General features: G+C 32.0%; 21 protein-coding genes. 15 read left to right on the top strand and 6 right to left on the bottom strand.

Annotated elements, in window-relative coordinates; translation table 11 throughout:
* Positions 1-15 precede the first annotated feature (15 nt).
* The 4 genes from AC3E9W_RS04710 to xrtF form a co-directional block, all read right to left on the bottom strand.
* Positions 16-2,022 carry a TonB-dependent receptor plug domain-containing protein gene (locus AC3E9W_RS04710; protein ID WP_488767198.1) on the bottom strand — a complete coding sequence of 669 codons (2,007 nt, stop codon included), beginning with the start codon at positions 2,020-2,022 and terminating at the stop codon, positions 16-18.
* Between the two features lie 120 nt (positions 2,023-2,142).
* Positions 2,143-2,541, bottom strand: coding sequence for an HYC_CC_PP family protein (locus AC3E9W_RS04705; protein ID WP_488767197.1), 399 nt, complete (start codon positions 2,539-2,541; stop codon positions 2,143-2,145).
* Positions 2,542-2,587: 46 nt separating this feature from the next.
* Positions 2,588-3,034 (bottom strand): exosortase F system-associated membrane protein, encoded by a 447-nt coding sequence (locus tag AC3E9W_RS04700; protein ID WP_488767196.1) that lies wholly within the window; start codon positions 3,032-3,034, stop codon positions 2,588-2,590.
* Positions 3,024-3,560, bottom strand: coding sequence for an exosortase family protein XrtF (gene xrtF / locus AC3E9W_RS04695; protein WP_488767195.1), 537 nt, complete (start codon positions 3,558-3,560; stop codon positions 3,024-3,026). The genes AC3E9W_RS04700 and xrtF overlap by 11 nt, the downstream gene beginning before the upstream one ends.
* 70 nt (positions 3,561-3,630) lie before the next feature.
* Here xrtF and AC3E9W_RS04690 point away from each other — a divergent pair, with 70 nt between their 5' ends.
* The 13 genes from AC3E9W_RS04690 to rpe all read left to right on the top strand — a co-directional run bounded on the left by AC3E9W_RS04690 (position 3,631) and on the right by rpe (position 19,944).
* Positions 3,631-4,086, top strand: coding sequence for a GAF domain-containing protein (locus tag AC3E9W_RS04690; RefSeq protein WP_488767194.1), 456 nt, complete (start codon positions 3,631-3,633; stop codon positions 4,084-4,086).
* A gap of 97 nt (positions 4,087-4,183) precedes the next feature.
* Positions 4,184-4,810: a toxin-antitoxin system YwqK family antitoxin gene (locus AC3E9W_RS04685; protein ID WP_488767192.1), complete on the top strand. Its 627-nt coding sequence runs from the start codon at positions 4,184-4,186 to the stop codon at positions 4,808-4,810.
* Between the two features lie 132 nt (positions 4,811-4,942).
* A complete protein-coding gene (gene rpsO, locus AC3E9W_RS04680; RefSeq protein ID WP_111288334.1) occupies positions 4,943-5,209 on the top strand; it encodes a 30S ribosomal protein S15 in 267 nt (88 codons plus the stop codon).
* 180 nt (positions 5,210-5,389) lie between these two features.
* Complete coding sequence (locus tag AC3E9W_RS04675; RefSeq protein ID WP_306155770.1) at positions 5,390-7,525, top strand: polyribonucleotide nucleotidyltransferase; 2,136 nt, start codon at positions 5,390-5,392, stop codon at positions 7,523-7,525.
* Positions 7,526-7,768: 243 nt separating this feature from the next.
* Positions 7,769-8,509: a hypothetical protein gene (locus AC3E9W_RS04670; protein WP_488767190.1), complete on the top strand. Its 741-nt coding sequence runs from the start codon at positions 7,769-7,771 to the stop codon at positions 8,507-8,509.
* Positions 8,510-11,290, top strand: a complete 2,781-nt coding sequence (locus tag AC3E9W_RS04665; protein ID WP_488767188.1) for a TonB-dependent receptor — start codon at positions 8,510-8,512, stop codon at positions 11,288-11,290.
* A 4-nt stretch (positions 11,291-11,294) separates the two neighbouring features.
* The gene (locus tag AC3E9W_RS04660; RefSeq protein WP_488767187.1) at positions 11,295-12,524 is read left to right on the top strand and encodes a DUF4249 domain-containing protein; all 1,230 of its coding nucleotides are present in this window, start codon (positions 11,295-11,297) and stop codon (positions 12,522-12,524) included.
* Positions 12,525-12,537: 13 nt separating this feature from the next.
* Complete coding sequence (locus AC3E9W_RS04655) at positions 12,538-14,328, top strand: hypothetical protein (RefSeq protein WP_488767185.1); 1,791 nt, start codon at positions 12,538-12,540, stop codon at positions 14,326-14,328.
* 141 nt (positions 14,329-14,469) lie between these two features.
* On the top strand, positions 14,470-15,786 hold the full coding sequence (locus tag AC3E9W_RS04650; protein WP_488767183.1) for an Lcl C-terminal domain-containing protein: 1,317 nt from the start codon (positions 14,470-14,472) through the stop codon (positions 15,784-15,786).
* Between the two features lie 54 nt (positions 15,787-15,840).
* The gene (locus AC3E9W_RS04645) at positions 15,841-16,392 is read left to right on the top strand and encodes an RNA polymerase sigma factor (protein ID WP_488767182.1); all 552 of its coding nucleotides are present in this window, start codon (positions 15,841-15,843) and stop codon (positions 16,390-16,392) included.
* Positions 16,382-17,959, top strand: a complete 1,578-nt coding sequence (locus AC3E9W_RS04640; protein ID WP_488767180.1) for a hypothetical protein — start codon at positions 16,382-16,384, stop codon at positions 17,957-17,959. The genes AC3E9W_RS04645 and AC3E9W_RS04640 overlap by 11 nt, the downstream gene beginning before the upstream one ends.
* 85 nt (positions 17,960-18,044) lie before the next feature.
* Positions 18,045-18,908: a sigma-70 family RNA polymerase sigma factor gene (locus AC3E9W_RS04635; RefSeq protein ID WP_007804760.1), complete on the top strand. Its 864-nt coding sequence runs from the start codon at positions 18,045-18,047 to the stop codon at positions 18,906-18,908.
* A 373-nt stretch (positions 18,909-19,281) separates the two neighbouring features.
* Positions 19,282-19,944 (top strand): ribulose-phosphate 3-epimerase, encoded by a 663-nt coding sequence (gene rpe / locus AC3E9W_RS04630; RefSeq protein ID WP_488767178.1) that lies wholly within the window; start codon positions 19,282-19,284, stop codon positions 19,942-19,944.
* Here the strand turns inward: rpe and AC3E9W_RS04625 are convergent.
* Positions 19,921-20,706, bottom strand: a complete 786-nt coding sequence (locus AC3E9W_RS04625; protein WP_488767176.1) for a DNA/RNA non-specific endonuclease — start codon at positions 20,704-20,706, stop codon at positions 19,921-19,923. The genes rpe and AC3E9W_RS04625 overlap by 24 nt on opposite strands.
* A 94-nt stretch (positions 20,707-20,800) precedes the next feature.
* Positions 20,801-22,984 carry a carboxy terminal-processing peptidase gene (locus tag AC3E9W_RS04620; protein ID WP_488767174.1) on the bottom strand — a complete coding sequence of 728 codons (2,184 nt, stop codon included), beginning with the start codon at positions 22,982-22,984 and terminating at the stop codon, positions 20,801-20,803.
* 214 nt (positions 22,985-23,198) lie between these two features.
* On the opposite strand from AC3E9W_RS04620, the gene surE reads away from it, so the two are divergent.
* Positions 23,199-23,978 (top strand): 5'/3'-nucleotidase SurE, encoded by a 780-nt coding sequence (gene surE, locus AC3E9W_RS04615; RefSeq protein WP_306155742.1) that lies wholly within the window; start codon positions 23,199-23,201, stop codon positions 23,976-23,978.
* Positions 23,971-24,240 carry a hypothetical protein gene (locus AC3E9W_RS04610; RefSeq protein ID WP_456890927.1) on the top strand — a complete coding sequence of 90 codons (270 nt, stop codon included), beginning with the start codon at positions 23,971-23,973 and terminating at the stop codon, positions 24,238-24,240. The genes surE and AC3E9W_RS04610 overlap by 8 nt, the downstream gene beginning before the upstream one ends.
* Positions 24,241-24,299: the final 59 nt, after the last annotated feature.

Genomic DNA, 24,299 nt, shown 5'->3' with positions numbered 1-24,299 from the left:
TATTGAAATTATTCTTTATTTGATTTTAAATCGTAATCCTGCATAATACATTTGCCCAAAAATTGGAGCGTATGCGATTGATGCATCAAAATTAGGTCCAAAAGGATCATTTGCTCCTAAAATTGCTTTTTCTTGTTTGTAATTTCCAATATTTTCTCCTCCTATATATACTTCAAAAATAGCAGAAAAAACACGAGTTACTTGCGCATTCATTACTGCATAAGATGGCGAGAAATCAGGAAATTGATCTTCTGTTGGGTTCGATGCAGTATAAGGTAATTGCTGTTTTCCTGACCAGTTATAGGTAAAATCAAACTTCCATTGCTTATCATCATTCATAGTCGTTTCGTATTCTAAATTCCCTAAGAAACGATGTTTGGCTTGAAGCGGACGCTGGAATGTTCCTCTTAAATAATCGGTTTGAATGTCATAGTATTTATAAGCCGTTCTCAAATTCAAGTTATGAATTAATTCGTAGTTAAATTCCACTTGAAGACTGTTAGCAAAAGAACTTCCTTTCAAATCATAAAATAAAACTTGCTGTGGACTTTGCATTACGTCTACAACTGCCTGATTTTGGAAATCGGTTCTGTAGAAGTCAAAACCTGCATCGGCATTTTTGCCAAATATTTTGAATTTCTGCGAAAAACTTACTCCATAATTCCAAGCAATTTCTGGGTTTAAGCCGTATACTTTTCCATTAGAATCTAAAATTGAAAAAGTTCTTGAACTGGCGAAAAGCTGTTGGTTTTCTGCAAAAATGTTAGCAGAACGTTTTCCTCTTCCTGCAGAAAAACGAAGCACTCCATTTTTCCAAGGGTTATATCTCATGTGCAATCTTGGTGTCACAAAAAATCCTAATCGGTTGTGATTATCGACTCTTCCTCCTAAAATCAAACTGAAATTATCGGTATTGTCATAGGTATATTCGAAGAAAGCACCAACCGAATTATCAATTCTACTTACATCTGTCAAGTTTACAAACTCCTGATATTGATCGTAAGAAAAATTCAAGCCAGTTGTAAACTTATTCATCGTATTATTTATAATCGAATTGAAGATCAAATTAGAATAAAAACTATTTTGCTTGATATCGTATTGATTTAAACCAAAATAGGAATCTTGCTTATGACTATTAAAAGCATTTTGAAATCCAATACTTTGATATGGCATATCTTTAAACACATAACCGATTTTTGTTGAAACATCAAAACGTTCTGTATTAATTTCAGATCCCCAATAATTGGTTGTTCCTCGATCACGATCTTTATCAAAATCTACTTCTCCGGTTTGCTTTTTATCATTCATATATCTGAAATTGATAAAACTAACCAAACCACTTTCTGGGTTATAATATTGGTAACGATTTAAAACATTGATTTGTTTTCCTAACGGATTATCTAGAAAACCATCATTGTTCATGTCATTTTTTGCTACACGTGTATTTCCGTGAACAAATAAACTGGTTGCCCATTTATCTGAAAGTTTTTTATTAAAATGCGTATTCAATTCAAAACGAGAATCGGTAGAACCGTAAGCATTTAAAAAGAAAGGAATATCGCTTAATGGCTTTAAAAGCTCTGTATTAATTTGACCTGAGATACTTTCGTAACCATTTATAACACTCCCCGCTCCTTTAGTAATCTGAACACTTTCGATCCAAGTTCCAGGAGTAAATGACAATCCGTAGGCTTGAGAAGCGCCTCGAACAGAAGGAATATTTTCTTCTGTAATCATTAAATACGGACTCGTCAATCCGAGCATTTTGATTTGTTTGGTGCCTGTTAAAGCATCAGAAAAATTGACATCGATTGATGGATTGGTTTCAAAACTTTCTGCCAGATTACAACATGCCGCTTTAAGCAGTTCTTTACTCGTAATTACAGAAGTATTGGCCGTTAACGTATAGGATTTTTTGATTCCTTTTTGCTTTTTTGTAATTTTTACTTCTTCTAGATCTTCCTGTGAAAATACCGATACAGAAAGCATAAATGCTACAAAAAGCATTATATTTTTTTGCATAAAAAAATGATTTTAATGTTGAAATAGAATTACATTTTTGCATTCTGCTCAACAGCAAAAAGCAATAAAATGTAAACGCAAAGCCTTAATCAAGACTTGCAGTGCATCTTAACATTAAAATCAGGAATAGAAAATATACTGATGGTATAATTTAAATAAGGGGGGCGCATTCGCATCAGCATAATACGAAAGAACTTCTTTCTTTTTGAAACTTGGAAGTTCTAAAAAGACAAGAGGTTTGTAATCTTGTATAACTGCTGGGAAAGCAAATTGAAAAAAGAAGAATTTGATTGTTGCATCATCTGATTTTTTTTCGAAATGAACAACTTTGTCTTTGCAGCAAGAATTCTTTTTCTCTTTAGAACCGCAACATTTCTTTTCAACTACGGGTTCTGCTGTAGTTTTTAAAGAAACCGAAGCAATGTGTCCTCCACAATAGTGCACATCAAAAGCAAACCCAATATTGGAAACCAATAAAAGGAACGCTAAAAATAGGCCTGTACACTTTTTCAAATTCATACTGCAAAGCTATTCAAAAACTGTCGATAAAAAACTAAAACAAATGTTATTTTTTAGCTTTTTGAAGCTGATAATAAAACCCAGGAATAAATAATAATACCAAAATAGGCTGAATTATAAATCTTCTTACATAAAAAAGAAGCCAGCCAGCATCTGGAAAAAATTGGAGTATTATAAAAAATGAAGTTAAAAGAACAACCAAAAAGAAAGCATATACAAACAAGCTGAATTTAAAAATATCGCGATTCTGAAACAAAGCATAAATCAGTAAAAGAGACAATACCGAGTTTAAAAAATAACGCAGAAAAAGCCCCCAAAAAAGCTTTAAATTCTGTACTTCAGGATAAGGAATTGAATGAAAATCGGCCTTAAAATATACCAGAAAAGGATCGTAAAACAATTTATTTTCAAATGTTCTAATCAAAGCAAGGCCTATTACCACAATAATTGCGGTAAAAATTTTAAACTGATTCTCTTTTAATTTATTTAGCATATTTTGAAAATCTATTAATCCAGAAAATCCATAAAACAAAAACATATCCGTAAATCATCAATGGGAAGAAAGTTCCATGCAGAAATCTGGTATATTGCGGAAAGTTATACACAAGTACAATCAGAAGAGAAATTCTTATGACATTCAATATATAAATAGATATAAGACCTAAAAATATAAACAATAGAGTCTTTTTTAAATTTCCCGAAAAAGCGGCTACAAATGATACAAAGAGTATCATCACGCTTACAGCATTACATCCTTCGGTAATGCGGGCGATATATCTACCATTTAAAATAATATCCTGCCACGGATTCTGAGAGTTTTTCTGAATTATGACATCGTAATTAAACAGTTTTAGCAATTGCTCTGAATTTCTGCCAGAAAGCATCGTTACTCCGTCAAGATCTTCGACCTGATAACTGTTTAAATAAAACTTATAAAGCAGTGTAAGCACAATATAGGTGAGGAAAAAGATGCTTACGAAAATCAAGAATGGCTTAAACTGGATTAAATATTTTTTCAAGAGATTTTTTTTTCAAATTTATGTATTTTTTAAGTTCAGCTTTAAATACTTTTGTATAAATTTTTACATTATGACATTTCAAGAATTACAACCAAAAATAAGCGCAATTATCGCTGGCAATGAAGCAACTAGAGACGAAAAATTATTGGCAGTATGTCAGCTTTTAAACGAAAACGTAGAGTATTATAATTGGGTTGGTTTTTATTTTGCCAATCACGACGCTAAAACTTTACATTTAGGCCCTTACGTTGGCGCAGAAACCGATCATACTGTTATTCCGTTTGGAAAAGGAATCTGTGGACAGGTCGCAGAAAGCAATGCCAATTTTGTTGTGCCAGACGTTAAAGCTCAAGACAATTATATTGCCTGTAGTTTAACTGTGAAATCAGAAATTGTCGTGCCTCTTTTTGTAAATGGAGTAAACATCGGACAAATAGATATTGACAGCCACGTTATTGATCCGTTTACAGAAGCTGACGAAAGATTTTTAGAATTTGTGAATCAAGAAGTTGCTAAATTATTCTAGATAAACTATTTTTAATAGAAAATAGAACTGAATGAAAAGGAACATCTTCATATTTTTGCTTCTGCTAATTTCAGTTAGTCTGTCTGCGCAAATTAACATGGTTTCAAAAAAGATCTTTCTAGACTCTTTAAATCGTGAATGCAAACCTGAAAATCAAATTTACACCAGAGTAATTACAAACTATTCGCAAGTAAGCCCACGCTATGTTGTGACTGACTTTTACAAGAACGGAAGAAAGAAAATGACAGGTTGCACTTTGGACCGCGATATTTTGAAAAAAGACGGCGAGTTTATTTACTTTTTTAAAAACGGATCAAAAGAAGCTGTTATCAATTTCAAAGAAGATCATAAAGAAGGAAAAGAAATCAATTGGTATGAAAACCAAATTAAAAAGTCTGAAAAACAGAATATTTGGAATCCGAAAACCAAAACATCTCAAACATTGCTTTTAAATTTTTGGAATGAAAATAAAGAGCAGATTGTTACCGATGGAAATGGAGAATATGAAGGAACCGAAGGATTTACAACACAAAAAGGAACTATCAAAGATGGGCTGAAACAAGGCATCTGGCAAGGAACGGATACTTTGAACAAAGTTACTTTTATTGAAAAATACGAAAAGGGTGTTTTAATTTCCGGAACAAAGACAGATGAAAATAATATAAGTTATTCTTATCCATCAAAAGGAAAAGAAGTTGCTAAAAAATCGGCTTCAAATCATTAAAAAAGAATTTCTTAACTCCTTATTTTTAGATTCTTTTATTTTTTTTTTGATTTTTCTGTTTTTTTAATCTAATTTTGCACTCGTCTTACAAAAGTTGTATGACATACATAAAAATCATTAAATAATATTGGAATGTATTTAAGCAAAGAAAAGAAAGAAGAGATTTTCGCACAACACGGTGGTGCAACAAACACTGGAAGCGCAGAAGGTCAAATTGCATTGTTCACTTACAGAATTTCTCACTTAACTGAACACTTGAAAAAAAATCGTCACGATTACAACACTGAGCGTTCTCTTGTACTATTAGTTGGTAAAAGAAGAGCTTTGTTGGACTACTTGAAAAAGAAAGATATCAACAGATATCGTGAGATTATCAAAGTATTGAATATCAGAAAATAATCAATATAGAAAAGAGGTGCGAGAGTGCCTCTTTTTGTTTTTACATTACAGCTGTTTATTACAAGCATATTACAAGAAAAAAAGTTTGGTTTTTCATTGGGTTTTAGATAACAACAACTACACACAACAACAACTACAACACAACTAAAACCCATTGTATAATCAATAAGGAAAAAATTTATGATTCCACAATTATTTGTAGAAAAAATCGATTTAGGTGATGGCAGAAGCATCACAATCGAGACAGGGCGTTTAGCTAAACAAGCAGATGGTTCTGTAGTAGTAAGAATGGGCGACACTATGATTCTTGCAACAGCAGTTTCAGCTCGCACATCAAACCCAGGCGTTGACTTTTTACCATTAACGGTAGATTATCGCGAAAAATTTGCAGCAGCTGGTCGTTTCCCAGGAGGTTTCTTTAAGAGAGAAGCTCGCCCTAGCGACAGCGAGGTATTAACAATGAGATTAGTAGACCGTGTTTTACGTCCGCTTTTCCCAGATGACTACCATGCAGAAACACAAGTTATGATTCAGTTGATGTCTCATGACGAAGAAGTTATGCCAGATGCATTAGCTGGTTTAGCAGCATCTGCAGCATTAGCAGTTTCAGATATTCCATTTTACAACTTAATTTCTGAAGTACGTGTTGCACGTATCGACGGAAAATTAGTAATCAACCCAAGTAGAGAAGAATTAGAAAAATCTGATATCGATATGATGATTGGAGCTTCTATGGATTCTGTAGCAATGGTTGAAGGTGAGATGAAAGAAATTTCAGAAGCTGAAATGATTGAAGCAATTAAATTTGCTCACGAAGCGATCAAAGTTCAAATTGAAGCACAATACCGCTTACAAGCTGCTTTTGGTAAAAAAGAAATTCGTACTTACGAAGGTGAGAAAGAAAATGAAGAAATTTACAAAAAAGTAAAAGAAGCGGCTTACGATAAAATTTATGCTATTGCAAAAGTTGGATCTGCTAAACACGAAAGAGGCGCTGCATTTGCTGAAGTAAAAGAAGAAGTAAAAGCTTTATTTACAGAAGAAGAATTGGCTGCTGATGGTGATTTAGTTTCTAAATATTTCTACAAAACAAACAAAGAAGCTGTTCGTAATGTAGTTTTAGAATTAGGCGTGCGTCTTGATGGTAGAAAAACTACAGAAATCAGACCTATCTGGTGTGAAACTGATTATTTACCAAGAGTACACGGATCTTCTTTATTTACACGTGGAGAAACTCAAGCTTTGGCTACTGTAACTTTAGGAACTTCTAAAGAAGCAAACCAAATCGATTCTCCATCTGAGCAAGGTGAAGAGAAATTCTACTTACACTATAACTTCCCTCCTTTCTCTACTGGTGAAGCAAAACCATTAAGAGGAACTTCAAGAAGGGAAGTTGGTCACGGTAACCTGGCTCAAAGAGCTTTAAAAAATATGATTCCTGCAGATTGCCCTTACACAATCCGTGTTGTTTCTGAGGTATTAGAATCTAACGGTTCTTCTTCTATGGCAACAGTTTGTGCTGGAACAATGGCTCTTATGGATGCTGGAGTTCAAATGACAAAACCAGTTTCTGGTATTGCTATGGGATTAATTACTGACGGTGAGAAATTTGCTGTATTGTCAGACATCTTAGGAGACGAAGATCACTTAGGAGATATGGACTTTAAAGTAACTGGAACTGCTGATGGTATTACGGCTTGCCAAATGGATATCAAAATCGAAGGACTGCGTTATGACATTATGGAACAAGCTTTAGCTCAAGCTCGTGACGGACGTTTGCATATTTTAGGTAAATTAACTGAAACTATTGCAACTCCTAGAGCAGACGTTAAAGCTCATGCGCCTAAAATCATTACTAGAACTATTCCTGGGAACTTTATTGGAGCATTAATCGGACCTGGAGGAAAAGTAATTCAAGAATTACAAAAAGCTACTGGAACTACTATTGTAATCAACGAAGTTGACGAGCAAGGTGTTATCGAAATTTTAGGTACAGATCCTGCTGGAATTGAAGCGGTATTAGCAAAAATTGCCTCTATTACTTTCAAACCACAAATGGGAGAAGCTTACGAAGTGAAAGTTATTAAAATGCTTGATTTTGGAGCTGTTGTAGAATATACTGCTGCACCAGGAAACGAAGTATTGCTTCACGTATCTGAATTGGCTTGGGAACGTACAGAAAATGTTGCTGACGTAGTTAAAATGGGAGATGTTTTCCAAGTGAAATATCTAGGAGTTGACCCTAAAACTAAAAAAGAAAAAGTGTCTAAAAAAGCACTTGTTCCAAGACCTCCACGTGAGGATAAAAAAGAGTAATCAGATCTTAGTTTACTAAAGGTTTATTCATAGAAAACCCCAATTCTTAACCGAATTGGGGTTTTTCAGTTTAAATCTTTTTTTTAATAATGGAACCAGTTTTCATTTTCGAATAAAAACCTCCATACTATTAACTTAATTAAATAAAATTTTTATTACATTTTAACAATATTGCGTGATTTTTATAACATTTTTTTAATACTTTTGGAGCCAATCAATCCAAAAACAAAAATCACATTTCCTTTGAAAAATTACCAAAAAAAATTCATTTATCTTTCGATATTTGGAGTCTTCTTAAGCATATCACAGATACACTCACAATCTGTTGAAAAATCATCACTCTATGATTATTTCGATCAAGCGGTCGGAAAAGACAATTTGAATATCAATAACGGAATTGTACATAGTGAGCCTTTTCGAGCTATTGCAGGCAAAAACAGATATTACCTTGAAGAGTTTAATGTTGGAGACATTAGTTTTGAAGGTCAGATTTATTCTAATGTCAATCTTAAATACGACATTTTAGTTGACCAAGTTATATACAAACAAGGTGGATCTTCAGAAAACCTTCCAATTAATTTAATTAGCGAAAAAGTTGATTACTTCTTTATAAAAAACAAGAAATTTGTCAACTTAAAAGCCCAATCAACGAAATTCCCAAGTGTTATTAATGGCATTTACGAAGAAAATTACATCGATAATGTTTCTCTTTACATTAAACATTATAAGGAAAAAGTAAAAGTTTTTCAAAGTGACGGTGTTTACTACAATTTCATTTATAAAATAAACTACATCTTAAAATACAACAATTATTTTTATAAAGTAGATTCTCAAAAAGACATCAAAAAAATATTCCCAGATCTTAAAAAAGAAATCAACAGCTTTTACAGCACTAACAGAAAGTTAGAACGTTCCGACAAAACTCAGTTTATGGAAAATCTAGCAAAACAAATCAATGGTTTTTTAAGAAAAAGTTCTAATTAAATGAAAAAAATTACTCTTATACTCTTTTTAATCGCCTTTCAACAAATAATCAATTCTCAGGTAATTAGCGACAAAGTAACGGTTGAATTTAAAAATGCTTCTATAAAAACTGCCATCCAGGATATTGAGAAAGTATCTTATTTTAAATTCTATTTTGATGAAAAATGGTTTGAAAATGACAGCACTTTATTAAACAAACAATATAAAGAAGTTCGAATCGGCGAAGTTCTGGATGACGTGTTTCAAAATACAAGTTTTAATTACTTTGTCTCTCAAAACAAAGTAATTGTAACAAATAATAGTATTATTTACAGCCAGCTTCCAGATGATTATTTTGGCGGTTTTATGGAAAGAGATGAAAACGGACAAGTTACACCTGTCTTTTATCAGCAATATGATTCTGTAAAAAAGACAAACTCAAGAAATCCTAATAAAAATATTAGAGACCTTGTTTTGATCGGAAAAGAAGTTAAAGGACAGAAAAAGAAAACGTACACTTTATCAGGTTTTGTACGAGGCGGAAAAAATAATTCAGGCCTTGCAAATGTTCTAGTAAAAATTCCTAATTCAGAATTTACCGCTTCAACAGACAAGAGAGGATATTATAGTTTACAGGTTCCCGCCGGTTTAAATGTTTTAGAAACTGAGACATTTTCATACAATAAAGTCACTAAAAACATAATGGTTTATAATGACGGATCGTTGAATATTGCTTTAACGGAAAATATCAATCAGCTTGATGAAGTTTTAATTAACACAACTAAAAGTAAAAGCGCAAAATCTGCAATTACCGGTGTAACGACAATTGATGCTGAAGGAATTAAAAACGTTCCTTTGGTACTTGGCGAACGTGACATTCTTAAAGTCGCATTAACAATGCCGGGAATAAAAACTGCAGGAGAAGGATCTTCTGGATACAATGTAAGAGGTGGTAAAGAAGATCAGAATTTATTTTTACTTGATCATGCTACACTATACAATCCTTCGCATTTCTTTGGTTTTTTCACGGCTTTGAATCCATATACAACTAAAAAAGTGGATATTTATAAAGGAAGTATCCCTGCTGAATTTGGGGGAAGATTATCTTCTGTTTTTGACATTACTTCTAAAGTTGGAAACGTAAACGAATTTCAAGGAGAAGGCGGTATTGGTCCTGTTACGAGTAATTTAATGCTTTCTACTCCTGTCTTAAAAGGCAAATCAAGCTTGGTTTTTGGTGGTAGAGCAACTTATTCTGACTGGATTTTAAAAAGTTTAGACGAAGAAAATTTAAAAAATAGCCAAGCCTCATTTTATGATTTTATTCTAAAATACAATCATAAAATAAATGCCAATAATGATATTGAATCAACATTGTATTATAGCCATGACAAATTCAGTGTTTCTTCAGATTCATTATATAAATACAGCAACAGACTGGCGACTTTAAAATGGAATCATACTTTTAATGAAAAAAATAAAGGGTCGCTTATTGTTACAAACAGCGAATACAAATTCAACATTGACTACCAATCTGAAGGCTTGAATAATTTTGATTTTGGATATAAAATCAACGAAACTCAGGCAATGTTAAAAATGAATTATCTGTATAGCGATAAGCATAAATTCAGTTATGGTATTTCGACAAAACTATACTCTGTTGATCCTGGATATCTGAGCCCAAAAAATCCTGAATCTATTTTAGTTCCAATTGATGTAGAAACCGAGAAAGGACTAGAATCTGCGGCATACATTGGCGATAATTTTAAAATAAGTGACAAATTTCTACTAGATTTTGGTTTACGCTATTCTACTTTTGCGGCTTTGGGAAAATCTACTCAAAGAATTTACGAAGAAAATGTACCTATTAATGATGCTACTGTAATTGATACAAAAACGTACGGCAATAATGAAGTCATTAAAAGATATGGCGGATTGGAACCAAGAATTGCAGCGAGATACTTTCTTACCGATGATTTTTCTGTAAGAGCCAGCTATGACAAGACTTACCAATATATTCATTTATTATCAAATAACACAACACAATCTCCTACTGACATTTGGAAACTTTCAGATTTGAATGTTAAGCCAGAAAGCGCACAACAAGTTTCTTTAGGTTTCTATAAAAACTTAAAAGGCGGCGATATTGAGCTTAGTTTAGAAGGATATTACAAAAAATCGAAAAATATTTTAGACTATAAAGTTGGTGCCGAGTTATTATTAAACGAAAACATCGAAACCGAACTTTTACAAGGAGAAGGAAAAGCGTATGGTATAGAATTTTTACTTAAAAAGCAGGTTGGAAAACTTAATGGCTGGGTTGGATATAGCTATTCTAGATCTTTAATAAAACTTGACAGCCAGTTTCAGCAGGAAAAAGTAAATGACGGAAAGTATTTCGCTTCCAATTTTGACAAACCACACGACTTTAGCGCTGTTTTAAATTATAAGATTACACAGCGTTACAGTTTTTCGAGTAACTTTATCTATCAGACCGGAAGACCCATTACTTATCCGATTGGAAGATATGATTATGGTAACGAGCAATACACTGTATACAGCGATCGTAACAAGTTTAGAATCCCAGACTACTTCAGAATTGATCTAGGTTTGAATATTGAAGGAAATCATAAAATTAAAAAATTAGCACATAGTTTTTGGAACATCTCAGTTTATAATGTTTTAGGAAGAAACAACCCTTACTCCGTATTTTTTATTACAGACAAAGGACAAATCAAAGCTTATAAAACATCTATTTTCGCTTATCCGATTCCAAGTATTACTTATAATTTTAAGTTTTAAAGACATGAAAAAATACCTATATAAAATCTCATTATTATTCATTCTGACATTTGCAATTAGCAGCTGTACAGAGCAATATGTTTTTCAGAATACTGATTTTGAAAGCGTCCTTGTTGTAGAGGGAACGATTACCAACGAACTTAAAAATCAAACTATAAGACTTTCACAGGTTTATCAGCTTGAAGAGACTGGGCCAAGGCTCGAAAAAGGTGCGAATGTATTTGTTTTAGACGATCAAGGCAACGAATATCAATTTGAAGAAAAAGATACTATATACGCTTCTATTACACCTTTCAAAGCCGAACCTGGAAGAAAATACCAATTAAAAATTAGAACAAGTGCGGGTAAAAATTACAGTTCAGACGAACAGATTTTAACCACAGAAACCAAAATAGATAATGTAACTGCGACCGTAGAAAATGTAAATGGAGAAAGAGGCGTTCAAATAAACGTAAACAGCTTTGACCCAACTAATACTTCAAAATACTATCGCTATGAATATACTGAAACGTATAAAATTATAGCACCTGTTTGGGATCCTAGAGAAGCTGTAATGGAAAGCTATCCAGCTGTTCCTGAAAATCCGATAGAGGGCACTCCAGGATCTCCTGCCGGAGAAAACATAGTGGTGAGACCTAGAAATAGAGAAACCAAAACTTGCTATTCTACTAAAAAATCCGATTATATAATTTTAAATAATACAAATAGCTTAAGTGAAGATCGCGTACATTTTCCTGTACGCTTTATCAGCAATCAAAATTATATAATCTCGCACCGCTATAGCATTTTTGTAAAACAATATATTCAAAACTTAGCGGCATATACTTATTATAAAACTTTAAAAGATCTTTCAAGTTCTGGAGGAATTCTTTCTCCAAAACAGCCTGGTTTCTTTTATGGGAATATAAAGTCTGTAGAAAATCCATCAGAAAAAGTGATCGGTTTCTTTGAAGTTTCTGCTGTTTCTTCGGAAAGAATATTTTTTAATTACGCTGATTTATTTCCAAAAGAAAATCTTCCACCTTATTATGAAACTGATTGCGACATTAAAAATTTTATAGATTGTGAAGGACTTCCTCCTTGCAGCGGACCACAACTTCGTAATTTAATAAGATCAAGAGAATTAGTCTTCGTGTCAACTAATTTTAATGGTGACTACGGAATGGTAAAACCACCATGCGGTGACTGCACGTCATTTTCATCTAATATTGTCCCTCCTTTTTGGATAGATTAATTTTTTATAATTCATGAGAAATCTTTACACATATTATAATCAAGCGAATATTAGAAGAATTAAGCATATCATTCTTTTGGTAATTCTGTTAATGCAGAACAGATTTGTTTTTGCACAGCATCTTCAAAATAAAAATACGCCTACTCTTTCAACTCAGGAAACTATTTTTCTGCATTCAAATACTACAACTTTTTTGACTGGAGAAACATTGTTTTTCAAGCTGTACTGTTTAAATCCTTTAAATAATAAAACAAGCCAAATCAGTAAAATTGCTTATGTTGAATTAATTGACAGCGAAAAAAAATCTGTTCAGAAAAACAAAATATACCTTGATAACGGAATTGGAACGGGAGATTACTTTATTCCGACAACTCTAAAAACTGGAAATTACAAAGTTGTTGCCTACACAAAATGGATGCTAAATGATCCGAATTCGCAAAAACACCAACTAGATATTTTCATCATAAATCCGTTTCAAACTCAAGAGTCAACAGATAACATAACATTTAATCTTGCTGACACGCAAAATACTGCGACAACAACTCAAATTATAAATTCAAATACAGAAAATAATAAAAGAATTGATTTTGAATTTGACAAAGAAAGTTACTATACTAGAGAAAAAGTCAATTTAAAATTGAAATCGCTGACTGAAACTATCGAAAAAGGAAATTATTCTGTTTCGATCAGAAAAACAGATCAAATCCCAACTTTAAAACAGCTTACCCCAGCAGAATTCACCAAGAAATCTGCAGAAAATTATGCTGCTTTTAATACAAGTTCATTTACCTATATTCCAGAGGTAAGATCAGAACTTATTACTGGCTATCTTACATCAAGCAATAATCAGGATTTAAGCAACAAATCGATCGCTTTATCACTTCCTGGAAAGGAATATGTATTGAAAATTGTAAAAACAAATTCTCAAGGCAAATTTGCATTTTTACTAGATCAATTTCCTAATTTTCCAAATGCTATTTTGCAAGTAACAGATGAAAACAGAAATGACTACACTATTCACTTAGATGGTTTTCCAAAGTATGACAGTTCTTCATTACAATTTACATCAAAGCTGAATTTATCTCCCAACTTAAAACAAGAAATTGAAGAAAGATCAACGGCTAGCCAAATTCAAAATGCTTATTATCAAATTAAAAAAGACAGTTTGGTTACAGAAGCCGTTATGAATCCCTTTTTTAGCACAATTGAAAAAGCTTATGTTTTAGATGACTATACAAGATTTCCAACTTTAAAAGAAAATGTTGTCGAAGTTATTGTTGAGCTTTATTACAGAAAAAGAAATGGTAAATACGATCTTAGAGTTAGAAATCAACAAAAGGACTTAGAAATTTATGGCCCGCCATTGGTATTGGTAGACGGATTATTAATTCAGGATCCAAGTGATCTTTTTGATTACAACATGGCCAATGTAAACAAAGTAAGTTTAATTACAGAGCCTTATGTTTATGGACCAAACCTATACGGAGGTCTAATTAGTTTTGAAACCAAAAACAATGAATTTTCAGAAAATTACGCAAAAAAATATCTGAAAACAATGGAAATTCAGCGTCCTAATCCTCAAAAAGTATACAACAATCCAGATTATACATCGGGAAATAAACTGCAAAGGATTCCAGACTACAGATATCAATTATTATGGAAACCTGATGTGAAATTAGAAACTAAAGAAGACCAATTGTCTTTTTACACTTCAGATATCAAAGGAAATTTTGAAGTTGTTTTAGAAGGCTTTACAGAAAACGGACAGCCTGTTTACGTTTCAAAAAACATTACTGTAAAATAATTTTTTTTTCATTTTATAACTTATTATGAGCCTTGATCAAAGCACTTTTGTTCAAGGCTCTATTTTTTTCTTCAATTTGTACGCAACCTTTTTAACTTCTTGAGACTATTATTTAGAACTGAATTTAAAAAGTCATCTACAATGAAAAATTTTCCGAAAATAGCAACAGGCATTCTACTATTCATATTTATTGTTTACGGATGCGAATTTCAAGACAATCCACATGAAGCTGTTAATTTAAAAACTGGAGAATTTGGAAAATTAATTAAAAAAGATTCTGAGTTATATAATGCATTAGAAAACACAACTTCTAAAAAAACGCTTGAAGAAGGAGAATCAGCTCCATGCGTAGAATTCATTTATCCTTTAGCTTTAAAGACTTACGATAGCAATCAGAATTCTATTGGAATACGATATATAATGAGTGATGCTCAATTTAGTACAATTTTAGAAAATCTTTCTACTGATCAATCTTTAAGTATTAGCTACCCTATTTCAACAACTTTAGCCGATAACACTGTTTATTCTGTAAATAGTAATTCAGAACTGAATATTGCTCTTAAAAACTGCACAAGAGAAGATATCATAGAATATTGCAACGGAATTATTTCTCCCCCTTTGGATAAACCATTAGATTATTATTGGAGAGTAACTTATTCTCAAACTAATGAAAACACTTATTTAAGTGGTAGATTTTTGATAAACTCAGATGGGACTTTAGTCTTTTATTTCAATAATGAAGAATACAACGGAACATGGTTTTTCTTATTTATCGATGATAAATTACATCTAAATATAAATATAGATAACCAATCTGAATTAGGTAAATATTGGAGCATTGATGGCGAAGTACAGATGAATGGCACAAATATGGTCCTAAAAATATTGGATAAAAACATAAAACTAGAACTTTTATATGAAACTAAATATCCATACAAAATTGGCGATACAGGGCCAGCAAATGGAATTGTTTTTTATGACAAAGGCCAATATAGTTTTGGATGGCGTTATATAGAAGTTGCTACAAAAGATTTAAAAGATTTAGAATGGGGATGTATAGCTTCATCTATATCTAAAGCAAGAAATAATGATATTGGAAGTGGTTATTACAATACATCGCAAATCGTTATTTTTCATGATAACATAACCAATTACTACACAAATCCAACAATTTGCAGCAATTTAAACAACGGAACTCTTTTGGCTAAAGATGCTGTATTATTTAATCAAGATATTTACAGCGATTGGTTTTTACCATCAATTAACGAATTAGAATTAATCTACAAAAATCTATATTTAAGCAATTTAGGTAATTTTACAAATTCCATTTATTGGAGTTCAACAGAAATTAATCAAAAAGAAGTTTCAACAATTAATTTTAAAACAGGAGAAAAAACTTCTACATCAAAAATTCCAGAAAAAAGCAGCACTAAAGCTAGAGTTGTAAGATACTTTTAGTTTAGCAAAAAGGATTTTTGATTCTTATATTAAACAATACAAATCGTTTCATTTTTGAATTTAGACCAAATCATAAAAGGCTGCATCAAGCAGAACCGGAAATCACAAGAAGAACTTTATAATCTTTATTATAAAAGTCTTTTTGTGATAAGTCTAAAATATTGCCAAAATGATTCTGAAGCCGAAGATATTCTCCACGATACTTTTATTGAAATATTTACCAAGATAAAAAACTTTAAAGCATCAGGAAGTTTTGAAGGATGGATGAAAAGAATCTTAATAAATAAAGCAATCAGCAGATATAGAAATTCCTTTTTCCTCATACCAATTAAAGATGACAACATTCCTGAAATCACAATCAATGAAGCTGATATGGATTATCCTATCGATTATTTGTTATTATTAATACAAGAATTGCCACATCAATATCGGTTAATTTTCAACCTATATGAACTTGATGAATACACTCATAAAGAAATTGCAGAAATGCTCTCTATAAGTGAAGGCACATCGAAATCTAATCTACATAGAGCAAAATTAATTCTAAAAGAAAAAATCACTTCAAAAAAGTCATTCCATAATTATCAAGCAAACGATGGAAAATAAGAAAGAAATAGGTAAAATATTTAAAGACAAATTAGAGCTTTTGGATAAAAATCCAAGTAATAATTTATGGGCTTCAATTGAAAGTGATTTAAATAAAAAAAGAAAAAGACGCCTTTTATTTTGGCTTATTCAAAGTCTATTACTAATGGGAATTGCAAGTTCGATTTTCTTTTTAGAATTAAAACAAAATCAAGACAAACCATTACATTTTGAAAATGGCAGAACCATTTTCAATCAACCAGAGACAACAAATGCCCCAAAAAAACCTTTCGTGATTAACAACAATATTTTACAAGATTCTGCAAACAAAACAACGGTTTATACAACCAAACCAATTACAAAAAAAACAGTTGGAAACTCAAGTGAAGCAAAAACAAAAATTAAGAAAAGCAGAACAGAAAAACTAATTAAACAATCTTCAAAATTGGTAGCTACAACAGATGAATATGAAGAATATGAAGTGGTAAAAAAATATAAAGTAATTATTAGAAAAAATAAAACTGTAGCAACTTCTAAAAAGTCTAATTCTGATTCAGCAAAACGAGAACGAACTTTAAAGGAATCAAATAGTATTACTAAAAAAACATCTTTCTTTCCTAAAAAATCAAGTTCTAAAACCGTTTTAAAGAATCCAAAAAATAGTATTTCGAAAAATAGCATTTCAAAAAATAAAAGCAAAAATAAGAAATCGGCTATTCAAAAAAGACAAGTTGATTCTATTGTTTTCAAACAAAATCAGCCCATAAAAACTGAAGATTCAGAAAAAAGCAATACAAAAACCAGCAAACAAAGTTTAGAAGATTCAGACAATCCGAAAACAATTAAACAAGACAGCATTGCTTCTAAAGAAGAGAAAAAAACAACTCCTAAAAGAGAATATATTAAAAGAGAATATTCTGAGCAAAAAAGAGAAAACGAACCTGAATTCTCAGTTTCTATTTTTTACGGACCGGCAATCTATGGTTCATTATCAGGAAAATCAACAATAAATGAGTCCTTTGATGATGTTTCAAAAAGCCATCCGATAACTTCCCATTATGGAGTTTACTTCAAAACTATGTATGGAAAATATGGTTTCAAAGCTGGTATTTCTAAAATAAACTTAAAAATATCCAATCATCTAAATAGTGAATCGCCTATCAATTATGAAAATATGGTTTTGACAAATAATAATATTTATAATCTTATAGGTAATGATGAAAATATTAAGTTAGTCCAAAAAATATCCTATTATGAAATTCCTTTAGAATTTAATTACGCTATCAAAAAAGATGAAACCCCATACGGAATTGATGCTTTTAGCGGATTCAGCGTATTGATTTCAGATGCAAACCAACTTTATATTTCCTCAAATAATTTAAAAAAAGAAGGAATTGGCTCAACTAAAAATTTGAATAAAATGAATTTATCATTCAATTTAGGAATGGGGTTTTATTATAAGTTAAATGATAAATTTCAATTAGATTTTAATCCAATTTTTAAATACTATTTAACCACATTTAAAGACTATACTGCACCAAAACCTTATAGTTTATCCATTCAATCTGGCGTAACATACAAATTTTAAAAAATATTTTTAAAATAATTGTAACTTTTTCGATACTCCTTACGTATAACCATTTGTACACTTTAAAAAATAGGGAGACAACAACATGAGACAACTTAAAATCACCAAGCAGGTAACTAATCGTGAAACTGCATCGTTAGATAAATATCTACAAGAAATTGGAAAAGTTGACCTAATTACCGCTGATGAAGAGGTAGAATTAGCACAAAGAATAAAGGCTGGTGATCAAAGAGCTTTAGAAAAACTAACAAAAGCCAACCTACGTTTCGTAGTATCTGTGGCTAAACAATATCAAAATCAAGGATTAACTCTTCCTGACTTAATTAATGAAGGAAACTTAGGTTTAATTAAAGCGGCTCAACGTTTTGATGAAACTCGTGGTTTTAAATTCATTTCTTACGCTGTATGGTGGATTCGTCAATCGATTCTTCAAGCTTTGGCTGAACAATCACGTATTGTACGTTTACCATTAAATAAAATTGGTTCTATCAATAAAATCAACAAAATGTACGCGTTATTAGAGCAATCTAACGAGCGTCCGCCTTCTGCTGAGGAAATTGCAAAAGAACTTGACATGACTGTAAACGACGTAAAAGAGTCTATGAAAAACTCTGGACGTCACCTATCTATGGATGCTCCTCTTGTTGAAGGAGAAGATTCTAACCTTTATGACGTTTTACGTTCTGGTGAATCTCCAAATCCAGATAGAGAATTAATTCACGAATCTCTTCGTACTGAAATCGAACGTTCTTTAGAAACATTAACTCCAAGAGAGGCAGATGTTGTGCGTTTGTATTTTGGTCTTGGCGACCAACACCCAATGACTCTAGAGGAAATTGGTGAAACTTTCGACCTAACTCGTGAGCGTGTTCGTCAGATTAAAGAAAAAGCAATCCGTAGATTGAAACACACTTCTAGAAGTAAAATCCTTAAAACTTATTTAGGATAACAATATTAAATTTCAATACTAAAATTCCAAATTCCAACACAAATTGGAATTTGGGTTTTATAATTTGGAATTTTACCGCAAACAACAGTTTGATTGACTGTTCGTTTTTTGATTGATGATTGAAACTCCGGCTGATTACCGGAGTTTTTTATTTGTTAATCTTTTTGTTACGCAAAGGGCGCATAGGATTTTCGCAGAGCGCGCTAAGATTATAAAAAGGTTCTTGTTAAAGATAAAGTCCGCAAAGCTTTGCGAACTTTGCCTTCTTATTTATTAAAAAAAACTTTGCGCACTCTGCGAAAATCCTTTGCGAGCTTTGTGGTAAAATTTCACATTCTAAGTATCTTTGTAAAAAACAACACACAACTACACAATGAAAAATACATTTATTGCTCCTTCAGTTCTTGCTGCAGATTTTGCTAATTTACAGCGTGATGTCGAAATGATTAACAACAGTCAAGCCGACTGGTTTCATATCGATATTATGGATGGAGTTTTTGTACCGAATATTTCTTTCGGAATGCCGGTTTTAGAAGCAATTTCAAAACATGCCAAAAAATATATTGATGTACATTTAATGATTATCGATCCAGATCGATACATTAAAACTTTTGCCGATTTAGGCGCAAATGGACTAACCGTACATTACGAAGCTTGCACACATTTACATAGAACATTGCAAGCGATTAAAGCAGAAGGAATGAAAGCTGGAGTAGCAATGAATCCACATACTAATGTTGACTTATTAGAAGACATTATTAATGATATCGACGTAGTTTGCATTATGAGCGTAAATCCAGGATTTGGAGGCCAGTCATTCATTGAAAACACTTACGACAAAGTAAAAAAACTAAAAGCGCTAATAACACGCAAAAACGCTTCAACACTAATCGAAATCGACGGTGGCGTAACAAGCAAAAATGCCAAACAATTAGTAGAAGCTGGAGCCGATGTTTTGGTCGCTGGAAGCTTTGTTTTTAAAGCTGAAAATCCAACAGAAACTATTGCAGATTTAAAAGTCCTTACTACTTTTTAAATTTTTAATATTCGGAAAGAAATCAATTCCAGTCATTTTTTCTAAAGTTTCAATCGGAACAACAAAATCATAAATCGATTTGTCGCTCTTTTCGTTTGGAACCCAAAAAGCAATTGCTTTATGTTCTTTACCATTTTTAGCTAAAACAATTTTATAAAAATATTTAGGGACAGCAACATTTTCTGTCCCTATTTTTTTATCCGAATCTTTTAGAATTCCGCCAGTCACTACATAAATATCATTGTATTTCCCAGCCCAGTAACGCGTCTTCTGCTCTATTCTATTCCAAATTCCAGCATTAAATTCTTTTTTCTGCGGAGAAATATTCGAAGTATAAAAAGTATCATTGTAAGCCTCTTTACTAAATTCCATATCTCCAGCAGGGCAAAGATGTCCTTTATCGTATCCCGATTTTTTATAGTTTCTCCAATCTGCAGAACCTGTTGTTACTTTTGGATCTTCTATAAAATAAGGTCTTTTAAAATCATTATTTTTCAAATATTCTTTTTTCAATTCGTAAGCCACCCATTCAGCTTGCTCAAATTTTTCATTATATGACAATGTATAATATTGATGTTTTACAATCTGTTTTGTTGTCGAAGTTGGCAAATAAGCAATAGTATAGACAGAATCTGTACTTGTAGAATTTCCTTTAAAAGAAACAGCTTCTTCATTACTTCCTTTTTCAGTAATTTCGACATTTTCCTTTTTACAAGAAAACAAAGCGAAGCCCATTAAAACCAAACTCAAACAAACTTTCATATTTCTATTTTTTAAAAGTTAAACTTACAAAAAAACGCTCCATAAATTCAAAAATTTATAGAGCGTTTTTAAACAAATTAAATTCTTTTCGAACTTAAGACTTCACTAGTTTATCCTTCTTCATTTTAGGATTAACCGTATTTTTTACTAAACCCTTTGTCTGTAAATCATCCAAAACATTCAAAGCTTCTTCTACATAAACATCTTTAGATAAAGCTTGGTGCCAAGCATCTCTTTTCTCTTTTAAAGAAGCGTCTGCTTTCATTTCATCTTCTTCATAAGGAAGAGATTTAAAAATCAAATCGTTTTTGTAATCAGAAATTGGTTTGTATTTTTTTCCTTCGTTTTCTACTTGTTCTTGAGTTGCTTTAAAGCTCTTAATATTCAAGCTGTATACGTTCTCTTTGTTTTTAACATCGATCCATTTCGCGTTATCATCAATCAATTTGAACTGAGCATTTTGAGCAATTCTGTTTTTACTATTCATAATTGCTTTATTGAAATTCTCAGTAGAAGTCCAAGTGCTATAATCGGCTGGATCAATTTTGTCCCAAGGCATTGCATTGTCGATATCTCTTTCTCCCATTTTTAAGTAAGCATAACGATCTGGCATTACCACATCACTATGAACCCCTTCTAATTGAGTCGAACCTCCATTAATTCTGTAAAATTTCTGTCCTGTAATTTTCAATGCGCCAAGATCTCCGTAGTTTGCATTACGCACAAACTGATTTAAATCTAATACGTTTTGTACAGTTCCTTTACCATAAGTTTGTTTACTTCCGATAATAACTCCACGTTTGTAATCTTGAATAGCTGCCGCTAAAATTTCAGATGCCGAAGCAGAAAAACTGTTCACCATAATTACAAGCGGACCATCCCATTCGATTTTTTTATCTTTATCGTATAAAACTTCTTTCTTCTTACCAGCAGATTTTACCTGAACAATTGGTCCTTCTTCGATAAATAAACCTGCAATATCAACCACTGTAGAAAGAGATCCACCACCATCATCACGAACATCTAACACGATACCGTTAATATTTTGCTGTTTCAATCTTTCAACCTCGCGAGCAATATCTTTTCCTGCGTCACGTCCATCTTTATTTTCAAAATCGATATAAAATTTAGGAAGATAAATCACCCCATATTTCAATCCGTTTTTCTCAACAATACTAGATTTAGCGTAGGTTTCTTCAATTTCAACAACATCTCTAATAATTGAAATCACTTTAATAGAACCGTCTACTTTTTTAACTGTCAGTTTTACTTCAGTTCCTTTGTGACCTTTAATTTTTTTCACCACATCGTCCAAACGCATTCCGACAACATCTACCGGTTCCTCATTTCCTTGAGCAACTTTCAAAATTAAATCTCCCGCTTCTAGCTGTTTCCCTTTCCAAGCCGGACCTCCAGAAATCAATTCGTCAATTTGAGTAAAATCATTTTTCTTAGTCAAACGAGCTCCGATTCCTTCCAATTTACCACTGATATTAACATCAAAACGGTCTTTTTCTTCTGGTGCAAAATAACTTGTATGTGGGTCAAAACGAGCCATGATAGAATTCAAATACACAGAAAACCAGTATTCTCTATTCAAATCTTTAATTACGCTAAAATTATCATCTAGAGATTTTAGAGAACTTTCGCGAGTTTCTTTCTCTAAAGTTTCAAAAGACTTTTCTTTGTAAGCTGGATCTTTTTTCTTCTTTTCTTCTTCAATTTTTTGTTTAGTAACTAAAGAAGAAAGTGTAGATAATTTTATTTGTTTTCTCCATCTTTCATTAATCTCAGCTAAGTTTTTTGCATACGGGATTTTTTCATAATCCGCATCAAAAGTTTCATCAACATTATAGTTAAATGGCTGCGCTAAAATCGTTTTATAACGTTTTTTGCTTTCTTCCATACGCTTCATTAACCTTGTATAAGTCAGGTTGAAGAATGTAATGTCTTTATTCAAAAACTGATCATCCAACATTAATTCATATTGCTTAAACTCATCAATATCAGACTGAAGGAAAAATCTTTTTGAAGGATCTAGAGCCTCAATATAATCTTTAAAAATACCTTTTGAGAATTCATCATTTATTTCTGCCGGACTATAATGCCCTTTTTCAATAACAAATGCTAGCAATTCCAAAAGTGTCTTGTCTCTATTAGGATCTGGGTCGATTGTCCTATCGGCATTCATTTTAAATGCAAATAAGGTAAGCGATAAGCACAATACGGCTATGAGTATCTTATAATTTCTTTTCATAAACTTTATAATAGCATTCATCAAAATTTTTTATCTAAATTACGTTAAAAACTATGCCACGAGAGCTAACGTCACGATAATTTTTTGTTAAAGATATAAAAATGTTTAATTCGCAAAAAAGTTCTTTACCTTAGTTGACAAATTTTGCATTATTTGTGACTTTCCTCGAATAATTTGCGATTAAATTTAGATTTAAAATCTTACAATTGTTAAAACTACACATAATTTTTATTAAATGAAAGCTGAGAAACCACTAATTTTAGTAACTAACGATGATGGTATTCTGGCTCCCGGAATTAGAGCCCTTATTAGCGTTATGGAAACCATAGGCGATGTAATTGTCGTTGCGCCAGACAAACCACAAAGCGCAATGGGTCACGCCATAACAGTAAACAATACATTGTTTATAGATAAAATTTCGAAAGAAAATGACACAATTGCAGAATACAGCTGTTCTGGAACTCCTGTTGATTGTGTAAAACTTGCTGTCAACGAAATCTTAAAACGAAAACCAGATTTGTGCGTTTCGGGAATAAACCACGGATCGAATTCTTCTATCAATGTCATTTATTCTGGAACAATGAGTGCAGCTGTAGAAGCTGGAATTGAAGGTATTCAGGCAATTGGTTTTTCTCTTTTGGATTTTGATTGGAATGCCGATTTTGAACCAATAAAATCATTTGTCAAAAAAATTGCTTTAGAAACCCTTGCCAATAAACTCCCTCCTGGAGTTGTTTTAAACGTCAATTTTCCAAAACTTAAAGAATCAGAAATTAAAGGAATTAAAGTTTGCCGTCAAGCGAAAGCCTACTACGCACAGAAATTTGAAAAAAGACAAACTCCTTTTGGAAAAGATTATTACTGGCTTGCCGGAAAATTTGTAAACGAAGATCAAGGAGAAGATACCGACGAATGGGCTCTGGCAAACGGATATATTTCTGTAGTTCCTGTACAATTTGACTTGACTGCCCACCACTCTATTCAGCAACTTAACACTTGGAAATTAAATGACTAAAGAAATACTAATCGGTTTTTTAATCGGAATTTTTACGGCTCTTTTAGGAAGCTATCTATTCATCACTTTTTTTACAACATTTGACATTTCTTCAGGATTTCAAATGATTAGAAAGCAAGGATATTTGGGAAAAATAATCACTTTAGGAACACTTTTAAATCTTGCTGTATTTGCTATTCTTTTAAAAAGAAATAAAGAATTTATGGCTCGAGGTGTAATTTTAGCGGTGATTGTACTGGCAATTTCTACATTAGTTATTTAAATATTATCTTTGCTAAGTCACCGTTATTGCGGAGTGACACTTAGCACTATACAAAAAAA

This window comes from Flavobacterium sp. 38, assembly GCF_057799715.1.
Note: the sequence above shows the minus strand (reverse complement) of the source record. Positions and strands in the feature narration are given on the sequence as shown.